The organism is Methylopila jiangsuensis (genome assembly GCF_027922305.1).
Classification (GTDB): domain Bacteria; phylum Pseudomonadota; class Alphaproteobacteria; order Rhizobiales; family Methylopilaceae; genus Methylopila; species Methylopila jiangsuensis.
Genome location: NZ_BSFK01000007.1, coordinates 1 through 18,886, shown reverse-complemented (window position 1 = coordinate 18,886; position 18,886 = coordinate 1). Strand labels below are relative to the sequence as shown.

32 protein-coding genes and 1 tRNA gene are annotated in these 18,886 nt (G+C 67.5%); 2 read left to right on the top strand and 31 right to left on the bottom strand.

Translation table 11 applies throughout. From position 1 onward, the window contains the following. Positions 1–372: 372 nt before the first annotated feature. Together PKE85_RS07200 and PKE85_RS07195 are read left to right on the top strand one after the other, a co-directional pair. Entirely contained in the window at positions 373–627 is a 255-nt protein-coding gene (locus PKE85_RS07200; RefSeq protein ID WP_271204124.1) for a hypothetical protein, read from the top strand. 19 nt (positions 628–646) lie between these two features. Further along, on the top strand, positions 647–865 hold the full coding sequence (locus PKE85_RS07195; RefSeq protein ID WP_271204123.1) for a hypothetical protein: 219 nt from the start codon (positions 647–649) through the stop codon (positions 863–865). Positions 866–977: 112 nt separating this feature from the next. On the opposite strand, the gene PKE85_RS07190 is transcribed toward PKE85_RS07195, so the two are convergent. The 31 genes from PKE85_RS07190 to PKE85_RS07040 all read right to left on the bottom strand — a co-directional run. Next, positions 978–1,051: transfer RNA gene (locus tag PKE85_RS07190), tRNA-Gln, on the bottom strand. A gap of 408 nt (positions 1,052–1,459) precedes the next feature. Beyond that, a complete protein-coding gene (locus PKE85_RS07185; RefSeq protein ID WP_271204122.1) occupies positions 1,460–2,773 on the bottom strand; it encodes a replication-associated recombination protein A in 1,314 nt (437 codons plus the stop codon). Between the two features lie 93 nt (positions 2,774–2,866). Continuing rightward, the gene (locus PKE85_RS07180) at positions 2,867–4,276 is read right to left on the bottom strand and encodes a DegQ family serine endoprotease (RefSeq protein WP_271204121.1); all 1,410 of its coding nucleotides are present in this window, start codon (positions 4,274–4,276) and stop codon (positions 2,867–2,869) included. Positions 4,277–4,407: 131 nt separating this feature from the next. Beyond that, positions 4,408–4,830 (bottom strand): 50S ribosomal protein L17, encoded by a 423-nt coding sequence (gene rplQ / locus PKE85_RS07175; RefSeq protein ID WP_271204120.1) that lies wholly within the window; start codon positions 4,828–4,830, stop codon positions 4,408–4,410. 51 nt (positions 4,831–4,881) lie between these two features. Beyond that, positions 4,882–5,898 carry a DNA-directed RNA polymerase subunit alpha gene (locus tag PKE85_RS07170; RefSeq protein WP_428981329.1) on the bottom strand — a complete coding sequence of 339 codons (1,017 nt, stop codon included), beginning with the start codon at positions 5,896–5,898 and terminating at the stop codon, positions 4,882–4,884. A 120-nt stretch (positions 5,899–6,018) separates the two neighbouring features. After that, the gene (gene rpsK / locus PKE85_RS07165; RefSeq protein WP_020178186.1) at positions 6,019–6,408 is read right to left on the bottom strand and encodes a 30S ribosomal protein S11; all 390 of its coding nucleotides are present in this window, start codon (positions 6,406–6,408) and stop codon (positions 6,019–6,021) included. A gap of 190 nt (positions 6,409–6,598) precedes the next feature. Next, positions 6,599–6,967, bottom strand: coding sequence for a 30S ribosomal protein S13 (gene rpsM, locus PKE85_RS07160; protein ID WP_271204119.1), 369 nt, complete (start codon positions 6,965–6,967; stop codon positions 6,599–6,601). A gap of 192 nt (positions 6,968–7,159) precedes the next feature. Beyond that, positions 7,160–7,759: an adenylate kinase gene (locus PKE85_RS07155; protein ID WP_309299069.1), complete on the bottom strand. Its 600-nt coding sequence runs from the start codon at positions 7,757–7,759 to the stop codon at positions 7,160–7,162. Continuing rightward, positions 7,756–9,093: a preprotein translocase subunit SecY gene (gene secY / locus PKE85_RS07150; RefSeq protein ID WP_271204118.1), complete on the bottom strand. Its 1,338-nt coding sequence runs from the start codon at positions 9,091–9,093 to the stop codon at positions 7,756–7,758. The genes PKE85_RS07155 and secY overlap by 4 nt, the downstream gene beginning before the upstream one ends. Positions 9,094–9,198: 105 nt before the next feature. After that, positions 9,199–9,684: a 50S ribosomal protein L15 gene (rplO, locus tag PKE85_RS07145; RefSeq protein ID WP_271204117.1), complete on the bottom strand. Its 486-nt coding sequence runs from the start codon at positions 9,682–9,684 to the stop codon at positions 9,199–9,201. Continuing rightward, on the bottom strand, positions 9,684–9,902 hold the full coding sequence (gene rpmD / locus PKE85_RS07140) for a 50S ribosomal protein L30 (RefSeq protein ID WP_271204116.1): 219 nt from the start codon (positions 9,900–9,902) through the stop codon (positions 9,684–9,686). Before rpmD ends, rplO begins: the two co-directional genes overlap by 1 nt. 23 nt (positions 9,903–9,925) lie before the next feature. Then, complete coding sequence (gene rpsE / locus PKE85_RS07135; protein ID WP_271204115.1) at positions 9,926–10,495, bottom strand: 30S ribosomal protein S5; 570 nt, start codon at positions 10,493–10,495, stop codon at positions 9,926–9,928. Between the two features lie 27 nt (positions 10,496–10,522). Beyond that, the gene (gene rplR, locus PKE85_RS07130; protein ID WP_271204114.1) at positions 10,523–10,882 is read right to left on the bottom strand and encodes a 50S ribosomal protein L18; all 360 of its coding nucleotides are present in this window, start codon (positions 10,880–10,882) and stop codon (positions 10,523–10,525) included. 12 nt (positions 10,883–10,894) lie between these two features. Beyond that, entirely contained in the window at positions 10,895–11,428 is a 534-nt protein-coding gene (rplF, locus tag PKE85_RS07125) for a 50S ribosomal protein L6 (protein ID WP_271204113.1), read from the bottom strand. A 42-nt stretch (positions 11,429–11,470) separates the two neighbouring features. Next, the gene (gene rpsH, locus PKE85_RS07120) at positions 11,471–11,869 is read right to left on the bottom strand and encodes a 30S ribosomal protein S8 (RefSeq protein ID WP_271204112.1); all 399 of its coding nucleotides are present in this window, start codon (positions 11,867–11,869) and stop codon (positions 11,471–11,473) included. 13 nt (positions 11,870–11,882) lie between these two features. After that, positions 11,883–12,188 (bottom strand): 30S ribosomal protein S14, encoded by a 306-nt coding sequence (gene rpsN, locus PKE85_RS07115; protein WP_271204111.1) that lies wholly within the window; start codon positions 12,186–12,188, stop codon positions 11,883–11,885. A 12-nt stretch (positions 12,189–12,200) separates the two neighbouring features. Then, the gene (rplE, locus tag PKE85_RS07110) at positions 12,201–12,758 is read right to left on the bottom strand and encodes a 50S ribosomal protein L5 (RefSeq protein WP_271204110.1); all 558 of its coding nucleotides are present in this window, start codon (positions 12,756–12,758) and stop codon (positions 12,201–12,203) included. Further along, complete coding sequence (gene rplX / locus PKE85_RS07105; RefSeq protein WP_271204109.1) at positions 12,751–13,068, bottom strand: 50S ribosomal protein L24; 318 nt, start codon at positions 13,066–13,068, stop codon at positions 12,751–12,753. Before rplX ends, rplE begins: the two co-directional genes overlap by 8 nt. Further along, a complete protein-coding gene (gene rplN, locus PKE85_RS07100) occupies positions 13,068–13,436 on the bottom strand; it encodes a 50S ribosomal protein L14 (protein WP_271200990.1) in 369 nt (122 codons plus the stop codon). Before rplN ends, rplX begins: the two co-directional genes overlap by 1 nt. Positions 13,437–13,525: 89 nt before the next feature. Beyond that, positions 13,526–13,789 carry a 30S ribosomal protein S17 gene (gene rpsQ / locus PKE85_RS07095; protein WP_271204108.1) on the bottom strand — a complete coding sequence of 88 codons (264 nt, stop codon included), beginning with the start codon at positions 13,787–13,789 and terminating at the stop codon, positions 13,526–13,528. A 17-nt stretch (positions 13,790–13,806) separates the two neighbouring features. Continuing rightward, positions 13,807–14,007: a 50S ribosomal protein L29 gene (gene rpmC / locus PKE85_RS07090; protein WP_271204107.1), complete on the bottom strand. Its 201-nt coding sequence runs from the start codon at positions 14,005–14,007 to the stop codon at positions 13,807–13,809. A gap of 11 nt (positions 14,008–14,018) precedes the next feature. Then, positions 14,019–14,432 (bottom strand): 50S ribosomal protein L16, encoded by a 414-nt coding sequence (gene rplP, locus PKE85_RS07085; protein ID WP_271204106.1) that lies wholly within the window; start codon positions 14,430–14,432, stop codon positions 14,019–14,021. A gap of 23 nt (positions 14,433–14,455) precedes the next feature. Continuing rightward, on the bottom strand, positions 14,456–15,166 hold the full coding sequence (gene rpsC / locus PKE85_RS07080; protein WP_271204105.1) for a 30S ribosomal protein S3: 711 nt from the start codon (positions 15,164–15,166) through the stop codon (positions 14,456–14,458). A gap of 10 nt (positions 15,167–15,176) precedes the next feature. Beyond that, positions 15,177–15,566: a 50S ribosomal protein L22 gene (gene rplV, locus PKE85_RS07075; RefSeq protein ID WP_271204104.1), complete on the bottom strand. Its 390-nt coding sequence runs from the start codon at positions 15,564–15,566 to the stop codon at positions 15,177–15,179. 2 nt (positions 15,567–15,568) lie between these two features. After that, the gene (gene rpsS, locus PKE85_RS07070) at positions 15,569–15,847 is read right to left on the bottom strand and encodes a 30S ribosomal protein S19 (protein ID WP_271204103.1); all 279 of its coding nucleotides are present in this window, start codon (positions 15,845–15,847) and stop codon (positions 15,569–15,571) included. Between the two features lie 14 nt (positions 15,848–15,861). Beyond that, on the bottom strand, positions 15,862–16,698 hold the full coding sequence (rplB, locus tag PKE85_RS07065; protein ID WP_271204102.1) for a 50S ribosomal protein L2: 837 nt from the start codon (positions 16,696–16,698) through the stop codon (positions 15,862–15,864). A 26-nt stretch (positions 16,699–16,724) separates the two neighbouring features. Beyond that, positions 16,725–17,018, bottom strand: coding sequence for a 50S ribosomal protein L23 (locus PKE85_RS07060; protein ID WP_271204101.1), 294 nt, complete (start codon positions 17,016–17,018; stop codon positions 16,725–16,727). Then, positions 17,015–17,638, bottom strand: coding sequence for a 50S ribosomal protein L4 (gene rplD / locus PKE85_RS07055; protein WP_271204100.1), 624 nt, complete (start codon positions 17,636–17,638; stop codon positions 17,015–17,017). Before rplD ends, PKE85_RS07060 begins: the two co-directional genes overlap by 4 nt. Beyond that, a complete protein-coding gene (gene rplC / locus PKE85_RS07050; RefSeq protein WP_271204099.1) occupies positions 17,638–18,378 on the bottom strand; it encodes a 50S ribosomal protein L3 in 741 nt (246 codons plus the stop codon). The genes rplD and rplC overlap by 1 nt, the downstream gene beginning before the upstream one ends. 25 nt (positions 18,379–18,403) lie before the next feature. Then, a complete protein-coding gene (rpsJ, locus tag PKE85_RS07045) occupies positions 18,404–18,712 on the bottom strand; it encodes a 30S ribosomal protein S10 (RefSeq protein ID WP_020185793.1) in 309 nt (102 codons plus the stop codon). A gap of 90 nt (positions 18,713–18,802) precedes the next feature. After that, on the bottom strand, positions 18,803–18,886 hold an 84-nt coding region (locus PKE85_RS07040; RefSeq protein WP_465252849.1), incomplete at its 5' end, for an EF-Tu C-terminal domain-related protein.

Below are 18,886 nucleotides of genomic sequence, written 5' to 3'. Positions count from 1 at the left end.
GCCTTCCGCAAGCAGATTCCCCTGCGGGTGCAAGTCTAGATAGCGGGGAGGTAGAGCGGAACTCCTCACAGCGAGCCGCAGGGCCGATCGTTCGGCGGTGCGCTAGAAGGGTCACAGGCGCCGGAGATGCGGTCTGAAGGAAGCGGATCGGGAGCAACCAGCCCCACGTGTCGATGTCACCCCAACCGCATGCCGCGGGGCAACGTTCGTCATCAAGCGGTCCAGCGGTAGCGAAATAACGCAAGCGCTAATTGACGATAAACACAAATAAATAATGACTTACTATTTTGAATCTTCGGCCTAATACATCTGAAATTACAAGCGACTGAAGCATTTGTTAGTGCAGTGTTAGCCATTTAGTGATATTCGCCCATGCGCGAAATGTATTTATCCGACGCGTCTTGCTTTCATCTTCGCGCGCAGATCGTATGCGAGCTGCCGAACGAGATCGAGGTCGCGCTGGTCGATATCGGTCGAGAGCCATTTTCCGAGCTGGTGGACGCTTTGTTGAAGGCTGCCGCCGCCACCTGCATCCTGATCGGCGGTCCGGACGTGACCAGGGTCATGCTCGTGCTTGGCGTCATCGGCCGGATCTGGCCTGCCTCGCTTTATCGAGACCTTGACTGAAATCCGAAGGGGAAGGTCCATGACCTTGTTCAACACCGAGATCTACGACGTGCTGATCGAGGTCGGTATACCGGACGACAAGGCGATGGCCGTCGCGGTCGCGCTGACGCCGCCGCCGCCGTCTTCAGCTCACCAGCCCGTTGTCGGTAACTTCGCCATCTACCACGCCATGCGCGCCCTCGGCGTCGACGACAAGGCCCGAGCCTGCGCCATCGCGCTCAAGCCTCAAACGAGGTAGGCGCCGGGGTCTCTAGCGGAAACCTGCTGCCGGCTGGCGCTGCCATGGTTTGCTGCCATGAGCAGTCCGCGCGGAGGCTGGAATCCCAAGAGAATGAGCAAGAATTTGGAGATGGCTGGGGGACCTGGATTCGAACCAGGACTAGCGGAGTCAGAGTCCGCGGTTCTACCGTTAAACTATCCCCCAGCAGGGGAGGAGCCATTCTTCGGGCTCCCGCGCACAGCGACCGAACGCGGCGTTCGCTTGCGTGAGCGCCCGTTTAGCCGTTCCGGCGCGGCGGGGCAAGAGGGACCGGCCGTTCTTTCTCCCAAACGCTGTGGACAATAGCCATCGAACTTGTGGCGCGCGCCCCGGCTGCGACGTCCTGACGCCGCCAGCGCAGACCGAGCGTCCGCGCCGGCGTTTCCCGCAGGCACGGTGCTCGCCTCGTCGCCATGGAGCGTGTCGACGGAAGTCCGCGCCCGCGAGGTTTTCGATGCCGGCGCCGACCGCCAACGCCCGCCGCGTCCCCGGCGGTGGCGAACGCCTCGTCCAGGCGGGCGATGAGGCCGCCCGATCCGTGATCGGACGACGGCGTCGTCGCCCCGTCGGCGCTCAGTCCTCGCCGGCGCGCTCGGCCCGCAGCCTGGCCCAGTAGTCCAGCCGCTTGCGCAGCTCGCGCTCGAAGCCGCGCTCGGGCGGATCGTAGAACCGCCGCCGGCCCATGGCTTCCGGGAAATAATCCTGCCCCGAAAACGCGTCCGGCGCGTCGTGGTCGTAGGCGTAGCCCGCGCCGTAGCCCTCCGACTTCATCAGCCTGGTCGGCGCGTTGAGGATGTGCTTGGGCGGCGGCAGCGAGCCGTGCTCCTTCGCCGCCGCGCGGGCCTGCTTGTAGGCCACATAGACCGCGTTGGACTTGGGCGCGGTGGCGAGATGCACCACGCATTCGGCGAGCGCCAGTTCGCCCTCGGGCGATCCCAACTGCTCATAGGCGTCGCGGGCGGCGATGGCGAGCGTCAGCGCCTGCGGGTCGGCGAGGCCGATGTCCTCGGAGGCCATGCGGATCAGCCGCCGCGCCAGGAACAGCGGGTCCTCCCCGCCGTCCAGCATGCGCGCGAACCAGTACAGCGCCGCGTCCGGGTCCGAGCCGCGCACCGACTTGTGCAGCGCGGAGATCAGATTGTAGTGCCCGTCCGCGGACTTGTCGTAGATCGGCGCCCGGCGCTGCACCACGTCCTGCGCGCGGGCGGCGTCGAACACCTCGCCCGGCCGGGCGGCGCGCCAGAGCTCTTCGGCGAGCGTCAGAGCCGCGCGGCCGTCGCCGTCCGCCATGCGGATCAGCGCCAGCCGCGCCTCCTCGTCCAGCGGCAGCGGCCGGGCCTCGATCGCCTCGGCTCGCGCCAGCAGCTTCCCGATGGCGTCCGAATCGAGCGAGCGGAACACCAGCACCCGGGAGCGGGACAGCAGCGCGGCGTTGAGCGCGAAGGACGGGTTCTCGGTGGTCGCCCCCACCAGCGTCACCGTGCCGTCCTCCATCACCGGCAGGAAACTGTCCTGCTGGGCGCGGTTGAAGCGGTGGATCTCATCCACGAACAGCAGCGTGCCCCGGCCCATGGCCCGGCGGCCGCGGGCGGCGTCGAACGCCTTCTTCAGGTCCGCGACGCCGGAGAAAATGGCCGAGATCGGCTCGAAGGCGAGATCGGTCGCCTTCGCCAGCAGCCGGCCGACGGTGGTCTTGCCGGTGCCGGGCGGGCCCCAGAAGATCAGGCTGCCCACCGACCCCGCCGCCACCAGACGGCCCAGCGCGCCGTCGGCGCCGAGCAGGTGGTCCTGCCCGATCACCTCGTCGAGCGTCTGCGGCCGCAGACGGTCGGCGAGCGGCCGCGGGGCCTCGCGTTCGAGCCCGGCCGCCTCGAACAGGTTGCTCATGACGCTTGCGATCTCCGTCCGGCGAAGGACCCTCGGCCTTATGGCCCGTTCCTATGCCGTCTTTTCCACACGGTCGAACGGTTCGAGCGCGCCTCAGCCGCCGAACACGGTGGTGAAGGTGCGCCCGCCGCGCTCGATCGTCACTTTCCAGTAGCGCGGATTGGCGCGGGCGACCCGGGCGAGATCGGCCGAACTCGCCACCCTGGCGTCGTTCACCTCGCGCACCACGTCGCCCTTCTGGAAGCCGAGCTGCTGAGCGGGCGAGCCGTCCTCGGTCTCCATCACCACCACGCCGCGGGCGGCGCCGTCCATGGACAGCTCCTCCGCCAGAGCCGGCGAGAGATTCGCGACCGAGGCGCCGCCGAAGGGCGAATAGCCCGTGATCCGGCGCACGTCGCGCGCCGGCGTCTCCGGGGCCGCCTGCAGCGCCACTTTCACCGCCCGGTCGCGGCCGTCGCGGCTCGCCGTCACCTCCGCGAGCCCGCCGAGCGGACGGGTGGCGAAGCGGTAGTGGAAGCTCTCCACGTCGTCGACCGGCCGGCCGTCCACGGCGGTGATCAGGTCGCCGGCCTTCAGCCCCGCGGCGGCGGCGGGCGAGCCTTCCGCCACATTGGCGATCAGGGCGCCGCCGGGATGCTTCAGGCCGAGGCTGTCCGCGATCTCCGGCGTCACCGCCTGCAGCGAGGCGCCGAACCACGGCCGCGTCACCGCCTTGGCGCCCGAACGGGCGGAGGCCAGCACCACCCGCACCATGTTGGCGGGAATGGCGAAGCCGATGCCGACCGAACCGCCGGACTGGGAGAAGATGGCGGTGTTGATGCCCACCAGCTTGCCATCCAGATCGACCAGCGCGCCGCCGGAGTTGCCGGGGTTGATGGCGGCGTCGGTCTGGATGAAGGACTGGTAGTCGCTCACCCCCACCTGCGTGCGCGCCACCGCCGACACGATGCCCGAGGTCACCGTCTGCCCAACGCCGAACGGGTTGCCCACCGCCAGCACCAGATCGCCGACCATGAGCGCGTCGGAATCCGCGAAGCCGAGCGTCGGAAATTTTTCGGCGCCGTCGCCGATCTTCAGCACCGCGAGGTCGGTGCGCGGGTCCTTGATCAGGATCCTGGCCTCGAACTCCCGCTTGTCCGACAGCGCCACCTTCACCTCCGTCATGCCCTCGATGACGTGGTTGTTGGTGACGACGAGGCCGTCCTCGCCCACGATCGCGCCGGAGCCGAGCGAGCGCTGCACACGCTCGCGCCCGAGCCCCCTGCCCTCGCCGAAGAACTGGCGGAAGAACGGATCGTCCAGGAAGGCGGAGCGGCGGCGCTCGGTGCGGGTGGCGTAGATGTTGACGACCGCCGGCGTCACCCGCCGCACCACGGGCGCGAAGGACAGCTTCATCTCCGCGGCGCTGTCCGGCGGCCGTCGCTCCTGGGCGCTCGCGCCGCCGATCGGCGCCAGCGCGGCGAGGGACAGGACGATGGCGGCGACCACGCGGCCAGGCTTCATGGCGGGCTCCAGTCTCGAACCGAAGGATCGCCCGAGACATAGCGCGCAACGGGCGGCGGAATGACGGCGAAACGAAAAAAGCGGCCGTCGCCGGCCGCTTTCCTCAATCGCGATCAGGACGGCGACGCGGATCAGGCCGCGGCGCTCTCCTCGGCCTCGGCGCGGGCGCGGTCGCCGGCGCCCTTGGCGCTGACGTCGCGGTCCACGAACTCGATGACCGCGACCGGCGCGTTGTCGCCGTGGCGGAAGCCCGCCTTCAGGATGCGCAGGTAGCCGCCGTTGCGCTCGCTGTAGCGCGGGCCGATGGCGCTGAACAGCTTCTGCACCGTCGGGACGTGACGCAGCTCGGCGATGGCCTGGCGGCGGGCGTGCAGGTCGCCGCGCTTGGCGAGCGTCACCAGCTTCTCGACCACGGGACGCAGGTCCTTGGCCTTGGGCAGGGTGGTGACGATCTGCTCGTGCTCGATGAGCGAGATGGCGAGGTTGGCGAACATCGCCTTGCGGTGGCTCTGCAGCCGGTTGAAACGGCGGCCCCGCTTGCCGTGCATGGACATGGTTTAGTCTCCTTCAGGCCCGCGCCCCGAAAGGCGGACGAGGCCGAACCCTCAGTAGTGTTCTTCGAAACGCTTGGCGAGCTCGTCGATGTTGTCCGGCGGCCAGCCGCCGACTTCCATCCCGAGGTGAAGGCCCATCTGCGCGAGGACCTCCTTGATCTCGTTCAGCGACTTGCGACCGAAGTTCGGCGTGCGCAGCATCTCCGCCTCGGTCTTCTGGATCAGGTCGCCGATGTAGACGATGTTGTCGTTCTTCAGGCAGTTGGCCGAACGGACCGACAGCTCCAGCTCGTCCACCTTCTTGAGCAGCGCCGGGTTGAAGGCGAGCTCCGGGATGGCGGCCTGGGCGGTCTCCTTCTTCGGCTCCTCGAAGTTGACGAACACCTCGAGCTGATCCTGCAGGATGCGGGCGGCGTAGGCCACCGCGTCGTCCGGCGTGATCGAGCCGTTGGTCTCGACGGTCAGCGTCAGCTTGTCGTAATCGAGGATCTGGCCCTCACGGGTGTTCTCGACCCGGTAGGAGACCTTCTTCACCGGCGAGTACAGGCTGTCGACCGGAATGAGCCCGATCGGCGCGTCCTCGGGGCGGTTGCGGTCCGCCGGGACATAGCCCTTGCCGGTGTCGACCGTGAACTCCATGCGGATTTCCGCGCCCTCGTCGAGGGTGCAGAGCGCGAGGTCCGGGTTCAGCACCTGAACGTCGCCCACCACCTGGATGTCGCCCGCGACCACCTGGCCGGGGCCCTGCTTGCGCAGCACCATCCGCTTCGGGCCTTCGCCCTGCATCTTGATGGCGACGTCCTTGATGTTGAGGACGATGTCGGTCACGTCCTCGCGCACGCCCGGGATCGACGAGAACTCGTGCAGCACGCCGTCGATGTGCACCGAGGTCACCGCCGCGCCCTGGAGCGAGGACAGCAGAATGCGGCGCAGCGCGTTGCCGAGCGTCAGACCGAAGCCGCGCTCCAGCGGCTCGGCGACCATGGTCGCGATGCGCTTGCCGTCGCCGCTCGGGGCGACCTCAAGCTTGTTCGGCTTGATCAGATCTTGCCAGTTCTTCTGGATCACGACTGCACCCTTCGTCAGTCTGCCGCGGGGTCCGCTGGTCCCGCGGGGGCGCGCCGGCGAGGCGCGGCCCGAAACGAACATGCGCCCCGACCATGCCGGGGCGCAGGCGACGAAAACGCGTCAGACGCGCCGGCGCTTCCGCGGCCGGCAGCCGTTGTGCGGGATCGGCGTCACGTCGCGGATCGAGGTCACCATGAAGCCGGCGGCCTGCAGCGCGCGCAGCGCCGACTCACGCCCCGAACCGGGACCGCGAACCTCGACCTCGAGGGTGCGCATGCCGTGCTCGGCCGCCTTCTTGGCGGCGTCCTCGGCCGCGACCTGCGCGGCGTACGGGGTCGACTTGCGCGAGCCCTTGAAGCCCTGCGCGCCCGCCGACGACCAGGACACGGTGTTGCCCTGCGCGTCGGTGATGGTGATCATGGTGTTGTTGAACGTGGCGTTCACATGCGCGACGCCGGACGCGATGTTCTTGCGTTCGCGGCGGCGAATGCGCTGGGCTTCCTTGGCCATGTGGCTCTTTATCCTTCAGGCGCGCCCGTTCTTCCAGGCGCTCGGGAGATATTCGTCATCCCGGCCGGCGCGGCGCCGAACCGGGATACCTGCGAAACCGTCGGGCCCGGACGCCAAAGCCCGGGCCGAAATCAGAACCGCTCTCGACCGAGAACGGAAACCGGGCCGCCCGAAGGAGCCCGGTTCAAAATCACTTCTTCTTGCCGGCGATCGCCTTCGGCTTGCCCTTGCGGGTGCGCGCGTTGGTGTGCGTGCGCTGGCCGTGGACCGGCAGGCCGCGCCGATGGCGCAGGCCGCGGTAGCAGCCGAGGTCCATCAGACGCTTGATGTTCATCGCCACGTCGCGGCGGAGGTCGCCTTCGACCATGTAGTCGCGGTCGATGGTCTCGCGGATCTGGATCACTTCGGCGTCGGTGAGCTGGTTCACGCGGCGCTCGGCCGGGATCGACACCTTGGTGCAGATCTCCTCGGCCTTCTTGGCGCCGATGCCGTGGATGTACTGCAGCGCGATGACGACGCGCTTGTTGGTCGGAATGTTTACGCCGGCGATACGTGCCACGTTCAGATCTCCATATGTCCGGCCCGAGGCCGGGAAAGGGTCAGCGCGCGTCCGGTGGAGGCCGGCCCCTGCGCGGGATAGACAAAGACACGCGGAGCGGGCGTGAAAACGCCTCGCTCCGCGGCTTGTTCTCAGTGAGGGGTTGCGCGTAGCGCCTCAGGCGCTGCGCGTCAAGTCTTTTTTAGCGAACGCTCAGGCCGCCTGGGCGCCGACACGGGCCAGAACGTCGTCGATCTGGCCGGTGACCTGTTCGATCGGGGCCATGCCGTCGACGGCGGCGAACAGGCCGCGCTCGGTGTAGAACGGCTTGAGCTGCGCCGTCACCGCCTTGTAGTCGGCGATGCGCTTGCGCACCACGTCCGGCGCGTCGTCGCTGCGGGTGGGCTTGCCGGCGGCGGCGGCCTCGCGGGCGCGGCGCTCCACGCGCTCCACCAGCGCGTTCTCGTCCACGGCGAGCTCGATCACCGAATCGAGCTTCAGCCCCTTCTGCTCCAGCATCGCCTCGAGCGCCTGGGCCTGGGCCAGGGTGCGCGGGAAGCCGTCGAGGATGAAGCCCTCGCGGGCGTCCGGCTCCTCGACGCGGTCGGCCACGATCTGGACCACCACCTCATCCGGCACAAGCTCGCCGCGCGCCATCAGATCCTTGGCCTTGAGCCCGACCGGCGTGCCGGCGGCCACCGCCGCGCGCAGCATGTCGCCGGTGGAGAGCTGAACGATGCCATGGGCTCCGACAAGACGCTCCGACTGCGTGCCTTTGCCGGCGCCGGGCGGTCCGAGCAGGATCAGTCTCATCGACGCTTCCCCCTGAGCTTGGCCTTCTTGATGAGACCCTCGTACTGCGCGGCGTAGAGGTGCCCCTGCACCTGCGCGACCGTGTCCATGGTGACCGAAACCACGATCAGAAGCGAGGTGCCGCCGAAGTAGAACGGCACGGCCGCATAGGAGATCAGGATTTCGGGCAGAAGGCAGACGAGGGCCATGTAGGCGGCGCCGACCACGGTGATGCGGGTCAGCACGTAATCGATGTACTCCGCGGTGCGCTCGCCCGGACGGATGCCGGGGATGAAGCCGCCGTACTTCTTCAGGTTGTCCGCGGTCTCGGTCGGATTGAACACGATCGCGGTGTAGAAGAAGCAGAAGAACACGATCAGCGCCACATAAAGCACCATGTAGAGCGGGCGCCCATGGGCCAGGTGCGTGGTGATCGTGGAGAGCCAGCCCCCGCCCGCGCCCGCGGCCGAGAAGTTGGCGATCGTGGTCGGCAGCAGCAGCAGCGACGACGCGAAGATCGGCGGAATGACGCCGGCGGTGTTGAGCTTGAGCGGCAGATGCGAGCTCTCGCCGCCGGTCATGCGGTTCTGGGACACCTGGCGCTTCGGATACTGGATCAGCAGCCGGCGCTGGGCGCGCTCCATGTAGACGATGAAGGCGATGACCGCGACCGCCATCACGGCGACGCCGAGGATGATGGCGGTGGAGATCGCGCCGGTGCGGCTCAGCTCCAGCGTGCCGGCGACGGCGGCCGGAAGCTCGGCCACGATGCCGGCGAAGATGATCAGCGAGATGCCGTTGCCGATGCCGCGGGCGGTGATCTGCTCGCCCAGCCACATCAGGAACATGGTGCCGCCGGTCAGCGTGATCACCGTGGCGATGCGGAAGAACACGCCCGGGTCGACCACCACGTTGGGCTGGCCTTCAAGGCCGACCGCGATGCCGTAGGCCTGGACCACCGCCAGCAGCACGGTGCCGTAGCGGGTGTACTGGTTGATGATCTTGCGGCCCTGCTCGCCCTCCTTCTTGAGGGCTTCAAGGTGCGGCGAGACCGTGGTCATCAGCTGCACGATGATGGAGGCCGAGATATAGGGCATGATGGCGAGCGCGAAGATCGCCATGCGGCCGACCGCGCCGCCCGAGAACATGTTGAACAGGCCGATGATGCCGGTCTGCTGCTGCTGGAACACCTGGGCCAGCGCGGCCGGGTTGATGCCCGGCAGCGGGATGTAGGTGCCGAGCCGGTAGATCAGCAGCGCGCCGAGCGTGAACCAGATGCGCTTCTTGAGCTCGTCCGCCTTCGAGAAGGCGGAGAAATTAAGGTTCGCAGCAAGCTGCTCGGCCGCCGACGCCATAGATCGCCTCGTCTGTTGGTCTGGCTATACGCCAAGACCCGCGCGGACGGCGCCCCACGATGGTAGGGCCCGTCCGCGCGGGGGAGCAATCCTCAGATAAGGATGTCAGGCGGCGTCCGCATCCGCCTTGGGCGCCAGAAGCGTCACCTTGCCGCCGAGCTTCTCGATCACGTCCGCGACCGACTTGGAGACCGCGTAGACCTCCAGGTCGAGCTTGGTGGTGAGTTCGCCGCGGCCGAGCACCTTCACGCCGTCCTTCTTCTTGGACAGCACGCCGGCCTCGATCAGGGCCGCTTCCGTCACCGGCTTCGACGCGTCGAGCTTGCCCGCCTCCACCGCCTGCTGCAGGCGGCCGAGGTTGACCTCGTTGAGGTTGGTCGAGAACAGGTTGTGGAAGCCGCGCTTGGGCAGGCGGCGATAGAGCGGCATCTGGCCGCCTTCGAACGCCTTGATCGCCACGCCGGTGCGGGACTTCTGACCCTTCACGCCGCGGCCGCCGGTCTTGCCCTTGCCGGAGCCGATGCCGCGTCCGACGCGGATCCGGTCCTTGGTGGCGCCCGGGTTGTCCCGGAGATCGTTAAGCTTGACCATCACTTCCCTCCCGCGGAGGCGTCTTCGACGCGCACGAGATGCGCGACCTTCGCGATCATGCCGCGGACGGAGGCGGTGTCCTCCAGGGTGCGGCGCTTGCCGATGCGGCCGAGGCCGAGGCCGACGAGCGTTGCGTGCTGGTCGGCCGGTCGGCGGGTGGACGAGCCGGTCTGCACCACCGTCACGCTGCCGGATGTCTTCTGAGCGGCGTCTGCCATGGTAGAGCTCCTCTGTCCCGCCGTCAGCCTTCGGCCACAGCGTCCGCGTCGACGTCGCGACGGCGGGACTGCAGCGTGGAGACCTTGAGGCCGCGACGCGCCGCGACGGAGCGCGGGCTGTCCTCGTGCTTCAGGGCGTCGAAGGTGGCGCGAACCATGTTGTAGGGGTTCGACGAGCCGAGCGACTTGGCGACCACGTCATGCACGCCGAGCGTCTCGAACACCGCGCGCATCGGGCCGCCGGCGATGATGCCGGTGCCCGCCGGAGCGGCGCGCAGCACGACGCGGCCGGCGCCGTGGCGACCGTCGACGTCGTGATGCAGGGTGCGGCCCTCGCGCAGCGGAACGCGGATCAGGCCGCGCTTCGCCGACTCGGTGGCCTTGCGGATCGCCTCCGGCACTTCACGGGCCTTGCCGTGACCGTAGCCGACGCGGCCCTTCTGGTCGCCCACGACGACGAGAGCGGCGAAGCCGAAGCGACGGCCGCCCTTCACCACCTTGGCGACGCGGTTGATGTGAACGAGCTTGTCGACGAACTCGCTGTCGCGCTCTTCGCGATCGTTCCTGCGGTTGTCTCGGGGCTCACGAGCCATATCGAATATCCTCCAGCCGAGCGGGCGTCAGAAGTTGAGCCCGCCCTCGCGGGCGGCCTCGGCCAGGGCCTTGACCCGACCGTGATAGATGTAGGCGCCGCGATCGAACACGACGTCCTTGACGCCGGCCGCCGCCGCGCGCTCGGCCACCAGCTTGCCGACCGCGGTCGCCGCCTCGATGTCGGCGCCGGTGCGCTCGCCGCGCAGGCCCTTGTCCAGGGTCGACGCCGCAGCCAGGGTGACGCCCTTGGAGTCGTCGATGACCTGGGCGTAGATGTGCTTCGAGGACCGGAACACCGACAGACGCGGACGACCGTTGGCGGCCGCGAGAAGGCTCCGGCGGACACGCGCCTTGCGGCGCGCTTCAGACGCGAGATTTTTCGCCATGGTTCCGGGCCCTTACTTCTTCTTCCCTTCCTTGCGGAAGATGAACTCGTTGGCGTACTTGACGCCCTTGCCCTTGTAGGGCTCGGGGCCGCGGAACTCGCGGATCTCGGCCGCGACCTGACCCACGCGCTGCTTGTCGATGCCCGAGATCAGGATCTCGGTCGGCTTGGCGCACTTGATCTCGATCCCCTCGGGGATCGGGTACTTCACGTCGTGGCTGTAGCCGAGCGCGAGCACGAGCTCCTTGCCCTGCACCGCCGCGCGGTAACCCACGCCGCTGATCTCGAGCTTCTTCTCGAAGCCCTTGGTGACGCCCTCGACGAGGTTCGACACCATGGTGCGGGACATGCCCCACTTGGAGCGTGCGCCCTTGCTCTCGGTGCGCGGCTGAACCGACACCTTGCCGTCCTTGAACTCGACGACGACTTCGTCATGAACCCGGAAGGCGAGCTCGCCCTTGGGTCCCTTCACGTTGACGTCCTGGCCGTTGACCGTCGCGGTCACGCCCGACGGCACGTCGACCGGCTTCTTGCCGATGCGCGACATAATCGCTCTCCGTTATCCGTTGGGAAAGAACCTCCGCCAGCGTCAGAAGACGCGGCAGAGGATCTCCCCGCCCACGTTGTTGTCGCGGGCGTCGTGATCCGCCATCACGCCCTTCGGCGTGGAGAGGATCGAGATGCCGAGGCCGTTGGCCACGCGCGGAAGGTTCTTCACCGAGGCGTACACACGACGGCCCGGCTTCGACACGCGCTGGATCTCACGGATGACCGGAGCGCCGTCATAGTACTTGAGTTCGATTTCGAACTCGGTGCGGCCGTTGGCCAGCTCCGTCTGCGTGTAGCCGCGGATGTAGCCTTCGGCCTGCAGCACGTCGAGGACGTGCTGGCGCAGGCGCGAGCCCGGCGTCGAGACGGACGACTTGCTCCGCATGTGCGCGTTGCGGATGCGGGTCAGCATATCGCCGAGGGGATCGATCAGAGACATGGATCCGTCCTCCTCACCAGCTGGACTTCAGGAGCCCCGGGACCAGGCCCTTGGAGCCCAGGTCACGGATGGCGATGCGGGAGATGCCGAGCTTGCGGTAGTACGCGCGCGGACGTCCCGTGACTTCGCACCGGTTGCGGATGCGGGTCTTGGAGCCGTTGCGCGGAAGCTCGGCCAGCTTGAGGCGCGCCGCGAAGCGCTCCTCGAGCTCGAGGCTCTCGTTCTTGGCGATGGCCTTCAGCTCGGCCCGCTTCGCGGCGAAGCGGTCGACGAGCTGCCGACGGCGGTTGTTCTTTTCGATCGCGCTCTTCTTAGCCATGCGATCCTCCCGTCACTGCCTGAAGGGGAAGTTGAAGGCGCGCAGCAGAGCGCGGGCCTCGTCGTCAGACTTCGCCGTCGTGCAGACGATGACGTCCATGCCCCACACCTGATCGATCTTGTCGTACTCGATCTCGGGGAACACGATGTGCTCCTTGATGCCCATGGCGAAGTTGCCACGGCCGTCGAAGCTCTTCGGGTTCAGGCCGCGGAAGTCGCGGACGCGCGGCAGCGCGATCGTGACCAGACGATCCATGAACTCGAACATGCGCTCGCGGCGCAGGGTGACCTTGGCGCCGACCGACTGGCCTTCGCGCAGCTTGAAGGTCGCGATCGAATTGCGCGCCTTGGTCACCACCGGCTTCTGGCCGGCGATCTTGGCGAGCTCGGCGACCGCGTTGGTCACCTTCTTGGAGTCGGCCACGCCTTCGCCGATGCCCATGTTGATCACGATCTTCTCGACCGCGGGCACCTCGAACGGGTTCTTGTAGCCGAACTCCTCCAGGAGCTTCGGGCGCACGACTTCGGCGTAATGCGCCTTCATGCGGGGCGTGTAAGCGGCCTCAGCCATCGATCTGCTCCCCCGAACGGGCCGCGACGCGCACCTTGCGGCCGTCGTCCAGGACCTTGAAGCTCACGCGCGTGGCCTTGCCGTCCTTCGGATCGGCGAGCGCGATGTTGGACAGGTGGATGGCGGCTTCCTTGGCGATGATGCCGCCGTCCTGGGTCTGGCTCTGGCGCTGGTGGCGCTTCACCACGTTGACGCCGCGCACCACGGCGCGCTCGTCCTGCGGGAGCACCTGCAGCACTTCGCCGGTCTTGCCCTTGTCGCGGCCGGCGAGAACGACGACCTTGTCGCCCTTCTTGATCTTCGCGGCCATCACAGCACCTCCGGCGCGAGCGAAATGATCTTCATGTGGTTCTTGGCGCGCAGCTCGCGCGGGACCGGCCCGAAAATACGGGTGCCCACCGGCTCCTTCTGGTTGTTGATCAGCACGGCCGCGTTGCGGTCGAAACGGATCACCGAACCGTCGAGGCGGCGGATGTCCTTGGCGGTGCGAACGACGACCGCCTTCATGACGTCGCCCTTCTTCACGCGGCCGCGTGGAATCGCTTCCTTGACCGACACCACGATGATGTCGCCCACGCCGGCGTAGCGGCGGCCTGCGCCGCCCAGAACCTTGATGCACATCACGCGCTTGGCGCCGCTGTTGTCAGCGACGTCGAGGTTGCTCTGCATCTGAATCATGGCCTTGAGCCTTTCACGTAACGCCCGGACCGGTATCCTCTCGCGAAGGAGCGGACCTCGCCCGGCGGGCCTTGGTCTTCAGATGAAATTCATTCGGCCGGCGTGGGAGCCGCGTCGACCGCAGCGTCGGGACGGACGACCCAGCGCTTCAGCTTGGAAATCGGACGGCTCTCCTCGATCCACACGAGGTCGCCGACCTTGAACAGGCCGTTCTCGTCATGGGCGTGGTAGTGCTTGGTCCGGCGCACCGTCTTCTTGAGAAGCGGGTGCGTGAACCGACGCTCCACCTTGACCACGACGGTCTTGGCGTTCTTGTCGGAAATGACAGTCCCCAGAAGGACGCGTTTCGGCATGATGTCCTCCTCAGGCCTTACTTGGCTTCCGCCCGCTTGGCGGAAGCCACGGTGCGGATGCGCGCGATGTCGCGACGCGCCTGGCGCACCTGCGCAGTGTTCTCCAGCTGACCCGTGGCCTTCTGGAAGCGCAGGTTGAACTGCTGCTTCTTCAGCTTCACGAGTTCGTCGTCGAGCTGGTCGACGGACAGCGTCTTAAGGTCTTGAGCCTTCGCCATGACGTCCTCCCTCACTCAGCGATGCGCTGGACGAAGCGGGTCCGGATCGGCAGCTTGGCGGCCGCCAGGGACAGAGCTTCGCGGGCGAGTTCGGCGGGAACGCCGTCGATCTCGAACATGATACGGCCGGGCTTGACCTTGGCGGCCCAGAACTCGGGCGCGCCCTTGCCTTTACCCATTCGAACTTCCGCCGGCTTCGACGAGACGGGCACGTCCGGGAACACTCGGATCCAGACGCGGCCGGCGCGCTTCATATGACGGGTGAGCGCCCGACGGGCCGCCTCGATCTGACGCGCGGTGACTCGCTCGGGTTCGAGGGCCTTAAGGCCATAGGCTCCAAAGTTCAAGTCAAATCCGCCCTTGGCGGCGCCGCTGATGCGGCCCTTGAACTGTTTGCGGAACTTGGTGCGCTTCGGTTGCAGCATGACTTAGTCTCCACGCCCCCCGATCACGCCGCGTCGCGGCGGTTCGGACGGCCGCCGCCGCCAGCCGATTCTTCGGCCAGACGACGGTCCTGGGCCATGGGATCGTGCTCCATGACCTCGCCCTTGAAGATCCACACCTTCACGCCGCAGGTGCCCATGGCCGTCTTGGCCGTGGCGACGCCGTAATCGACGTCGGCGCGCAGCGTGTGAAGCGGCACGCGACCTTCGCGGTACCACTCGGTGCGGGCGATCTCCGCGCCGCCGAGACGGCCGGCGCAGTTGATGCGGATGCCCTCGGCGCCCAGACGCATCGCCGACTGGACGGCGCGCTTCATGGCGCGGCGGAACGCCACGCGGCGCTCGAGCTGCTGCGCGATCGAATCGGCGACCAGGGTCGCGTCGATCTCGGGCTTGCGCACCTCAACGATGTTGATGTGCACCTCCGAGGAGGTCATGGAGGCGACCTTCTTGCGCAGCTTGTCGATGTCCGCGCCCTTCTTGCCGATCACGATGCCCGGACGGGCGGAGTAGATCGACACGCGGCACTTCTTGTGGGGGCGCTCGATGACGATCTTCGAGACGGCCGCCTGCTTCAGGTCCTTCAGCAGAGCGTCGCGGATCTTGATGTCCTCGTGCAGCAGCTTGCCGTACTCGCCCTTGCCGGCGAACCAGCGCGAGTCCCACGTGCGGTTGATGCCGAGCCGAAGCCCGATCGGGTTGACTTTGTGACCCATCGTCTCCTCCTCAGGCCTTGGCCGCGTCGCGCTCGACCTGGCGAACGATGATCGTCAGGTGCGAGAACGGCTTCTGAATGGTTCCCACCCGGCCGCGGGCGCGGGGGGAGAACCGCTTCATGACGATCGACTTGCCCACATAGGCCTGCGCGACCACGAGATCGTCCACGTCCAGGTCGTGGTTGTTCTCGGCGTTGGCGATGGCGCTTTCGAGCGTCTTCTTGACCTGGCCGGCGATGCGCTTGCGCGAGAAGGTCAGGTCGGCAAGCGCCGTCTCGACCTTCTTGCCGCGGATCAGCTGCGCGACCAGATTCAGCTTCTGCGGCGAGATCCGGACCATGCGGAGCACGGCCTTCGCCTCGTTGTCGGGAAGCGCGCGGGGAGCGGACTGCTTGCCCATGATTACTTCCTCTTCGACTTCTTGTCCGCCGCGTGGCCGTAGAAGGTGCGCGTCGGGGCGAACTCGCCGAACTTGTGGCCGATCATCTCTTCCGAGATGCTGACCGGGACGTGCTTCTGGCCGTTGTAGACCCCAAAGGTGAGGCCCACGAACTGCGGGAGGATCGTGGAGCGACGGCTCCAGATCTTGATGATTTCATTGCGGGTCGAGGACCGCGCAGCGTCCGCCTTCTTCAGCAGATAGCCGTCGACGAACGGACCCTTCCAAACAGAACGCGCCATTGTCCGCTCTCCGCTTACTTCTTCTTACGGGCGTGGCGGCTCGACACGATGAACTTGTCGGTCGCCTTGTTGGAACGGGTCCGCTTGCCCTTGGTCGGCTTGCCCCACGGGGTGACCGGGTGACGGCCGCCCGAGGTGCGGCCTTCGCCGCCGCCGTGCGGATGGTCGACCGGGTTCATGGTCACGCCACGATTGTGCGGGCGACGGCCGAGCCAGCGCGAGCGGCCCGCCTTGCCCAGGCTGATGTTGCCGTGGTCGGGGTTCGACACCGCGCCCACGGTGGCGAAGCACTGGCCATGCACCATGCGCTGCTCGCCCGAGTTCAGGCGCAGCGTCACGTAGCCCTGGTCGCGGCCGACGATCTGCGCGTAGGCGCCCGCCGAACGCGCGATCTGGCCGCCGCGGCCGATCTTCAGCTCCACATTGTGGACGATGGTGCCGACCGGCGCCGCGCCGAGAGGCATGGCGTTGCCGGGCTTCACGTCCACCTGGGCGCCGGCGACGACGGTGTCGCCGACCGCGAGGCGCTGCGGGGCCAGGATGTAGCTGAGCTCGCCGTCCTCATAGCGGATCAGCGCGATGAAGGCGGTGCGGTTCGGATCGTACTCGATCCGCTCCACCGTCGCCGGCACGTCGAGCTTGCGCCGCTTGAAATCGATCAGGCGGTAGGTCCGCTTGTGGCCGCCGCCGCGGAAACGCACCGTGACGCGGCCGTAGTTGTTGCGGCCGCCCGAGGACGACAGGCCCTCGGTCAGCTGCTTGACCGGCTTGCCCTTGTAGAGGGCCGACCGGTCGACGATCACGAGCTGGCGCAGGCCAGGGGTGATCGGGTTAAATGTCTTGAGCGCCATGGTTCAGGCTCCCTCCCCGGTCCGGCTCAGAGACCCGTCGTCACGTCGATCGAGTGGCCCTCTTCGAGGGTCACGATCGCGCGCTTGACGTCGCTCTGGCGGCCGATGCGACCGCGGAAACGCTTCTCCTTGCCCTTGCGGACAAGCGTGTTGACGCTCACGACCTTGACGTCGAAGAGCTTCTCGATCGCCGCCTTGATCTGCGGCTTGGTGGCCGTGTCCGCGACGCGGAAGACCACCTTGTTCTGCTCGGACGCGAACGTCGCCTTCTCGGTGATCACCGGCGAACGAATGACGTCGAAGTGGCGCACGTCGGTCATTTGAAGCGCGCCTCCAGCGCATCGATGGCGGCCTTCGTCAGCACGAGGGTGTCGCGGCGAAGGATGTCATAGACGTTGATGCCCTGGACCGGCAGCACATCCACATACGGCACGCTGCGGACCGCGAGCTTGACGTTGTTCTCGACCTCGGCGCCGTCCACGATCAGGGCGTTGACGAAGCCGAGCTTCTCGATCCGCTCCTTCAGGGCCTTGGTCTTCGGCTCGGCGAGCGAGAAGCTCTCGAGCACGACGATCTGCTGGTCCTTCAGCTTGGCCGAGAGGGCGTGCTTCAGGCCGAGCGCGCGGAACTTCTTGTTCAGCTCATGCGCATGGGAGCGCACGACCGGACCGAAGGCGCGCCCGCCGCCGCGGAACTGCGGGGCGGAAGCCTGGGCGTGACGGGCGCGGCCCGTGCCCTTCTGCTTATACATCTTCTTGCCCGTGCGGGCGATGTCCGAGCGGCCGAGCGTCTGGTGCGTGCCGGCCTGACGGCGGGCGAGCTGCCAGCGCACCACCCGGTGCAGGATGTCCGCGCGCGGCTCCAGGCCGAAGATGTCGTCGGAGAGCGAGATCTTCTCGCCCGCGGCGCCGTCGGCGGTGGTGATTGCGATGTCGACCATCACGCGTTCTCCGTCTCAGCGGCGGCCTCGGGAGCGGTCTCGGCCGGCGTCGCGCCATTGGCGCCGCGCTCGCGGAACGCGCCCGGCAGCGGCAGGCCGTCCGGCAGCTTGGTCTTGACCGCGTCGCGGACCAGGATCCAGCCGCCCTTCACGCCGGGAACCGCGCCCTCGACCAGGATCAGGCCGCGCTCCACGTCGGTGGAGACCACGCGCAGGTTCTGCGTCGTGACCCGCTCCGCGCCGAGATGACCGGCCATCTTCTTGTTCTTGAACACCTTGCCCGGATCCTGGCGACCGCCGGTGGAGCCGTGCGAACGGTGGGAGATCGACACGCCGTGGGTGGCGCGCAGACCGCCGAAGTTCCAGCGCTTCATGGCGCCGGCGAAGCCCTTACCCGTGGAGGTGCCGGTCACGTCGACCCGCTGGCCCGCCACGAAGTGGTCGGCCGTGATCTCGGCGCCGACGGGGATCACCGCGTCGGGCGAGACCCGGAACTCGACCACCTTGCGCTTGGGCTCCACTTCCGCCTTGGCGAAGTGGCCGCGCTCGGCGCGCGTCGCGTTCTTCGCCTTGCGGACGCCGGCGCCCAGCTGCAGCGCCACGTAACCGTTGCCCTCGAGGGTGCGATGCGCCACGACCTGGCACTGCTCGACCTTCAGGACGGTGACCGGAACATGTTCGCCGGCATCCGTGAAGATGCGGGTCATGCCCAGTTTCTGTGCAATAACTCCGGACCGCATGAGCGTCGTCCTTCTCCTCAGCCGATCAGAGCTTGATCTCGACGTCCACGCCGGCCGCGAGGTCGAGCTTCATCAGCGCGTCCACGGTCTGCGGGGTCGGATCAACGATGTCGAGCAGACGCTTGTGCGTCCGGATCTCGAACTGCTCACGGCTCTTCTTGTCGACGTGGGGCGAGCGGTTCACGGTGAACTTCTCGATGCGCGTCGGGAGCGGGATCGGACCACGCACCTGCGCGCCCGTCCGCTTCGCCGTCGACACGATTTCGCGGGTCGAGCTGTCGAGGATGCGGTGGTCGAACGCCTTGAGGCGGATCCGGATGTTCTGACCGTTCATTTTACTTCGGTCTCCACGGAGGTAAGGGCGGCGCCCTGTCTACGAGATCAGGGCGCGCCCGCCCCGGCAGCTTGAAACGACGAGCTCAGATCACTCGATGATGGAAGCGACGACGCCGGCGCCGACGGTGCGGCCGCCTTCGCGGATGGCGAAGCGCAGCTTCTCCTCCATCGC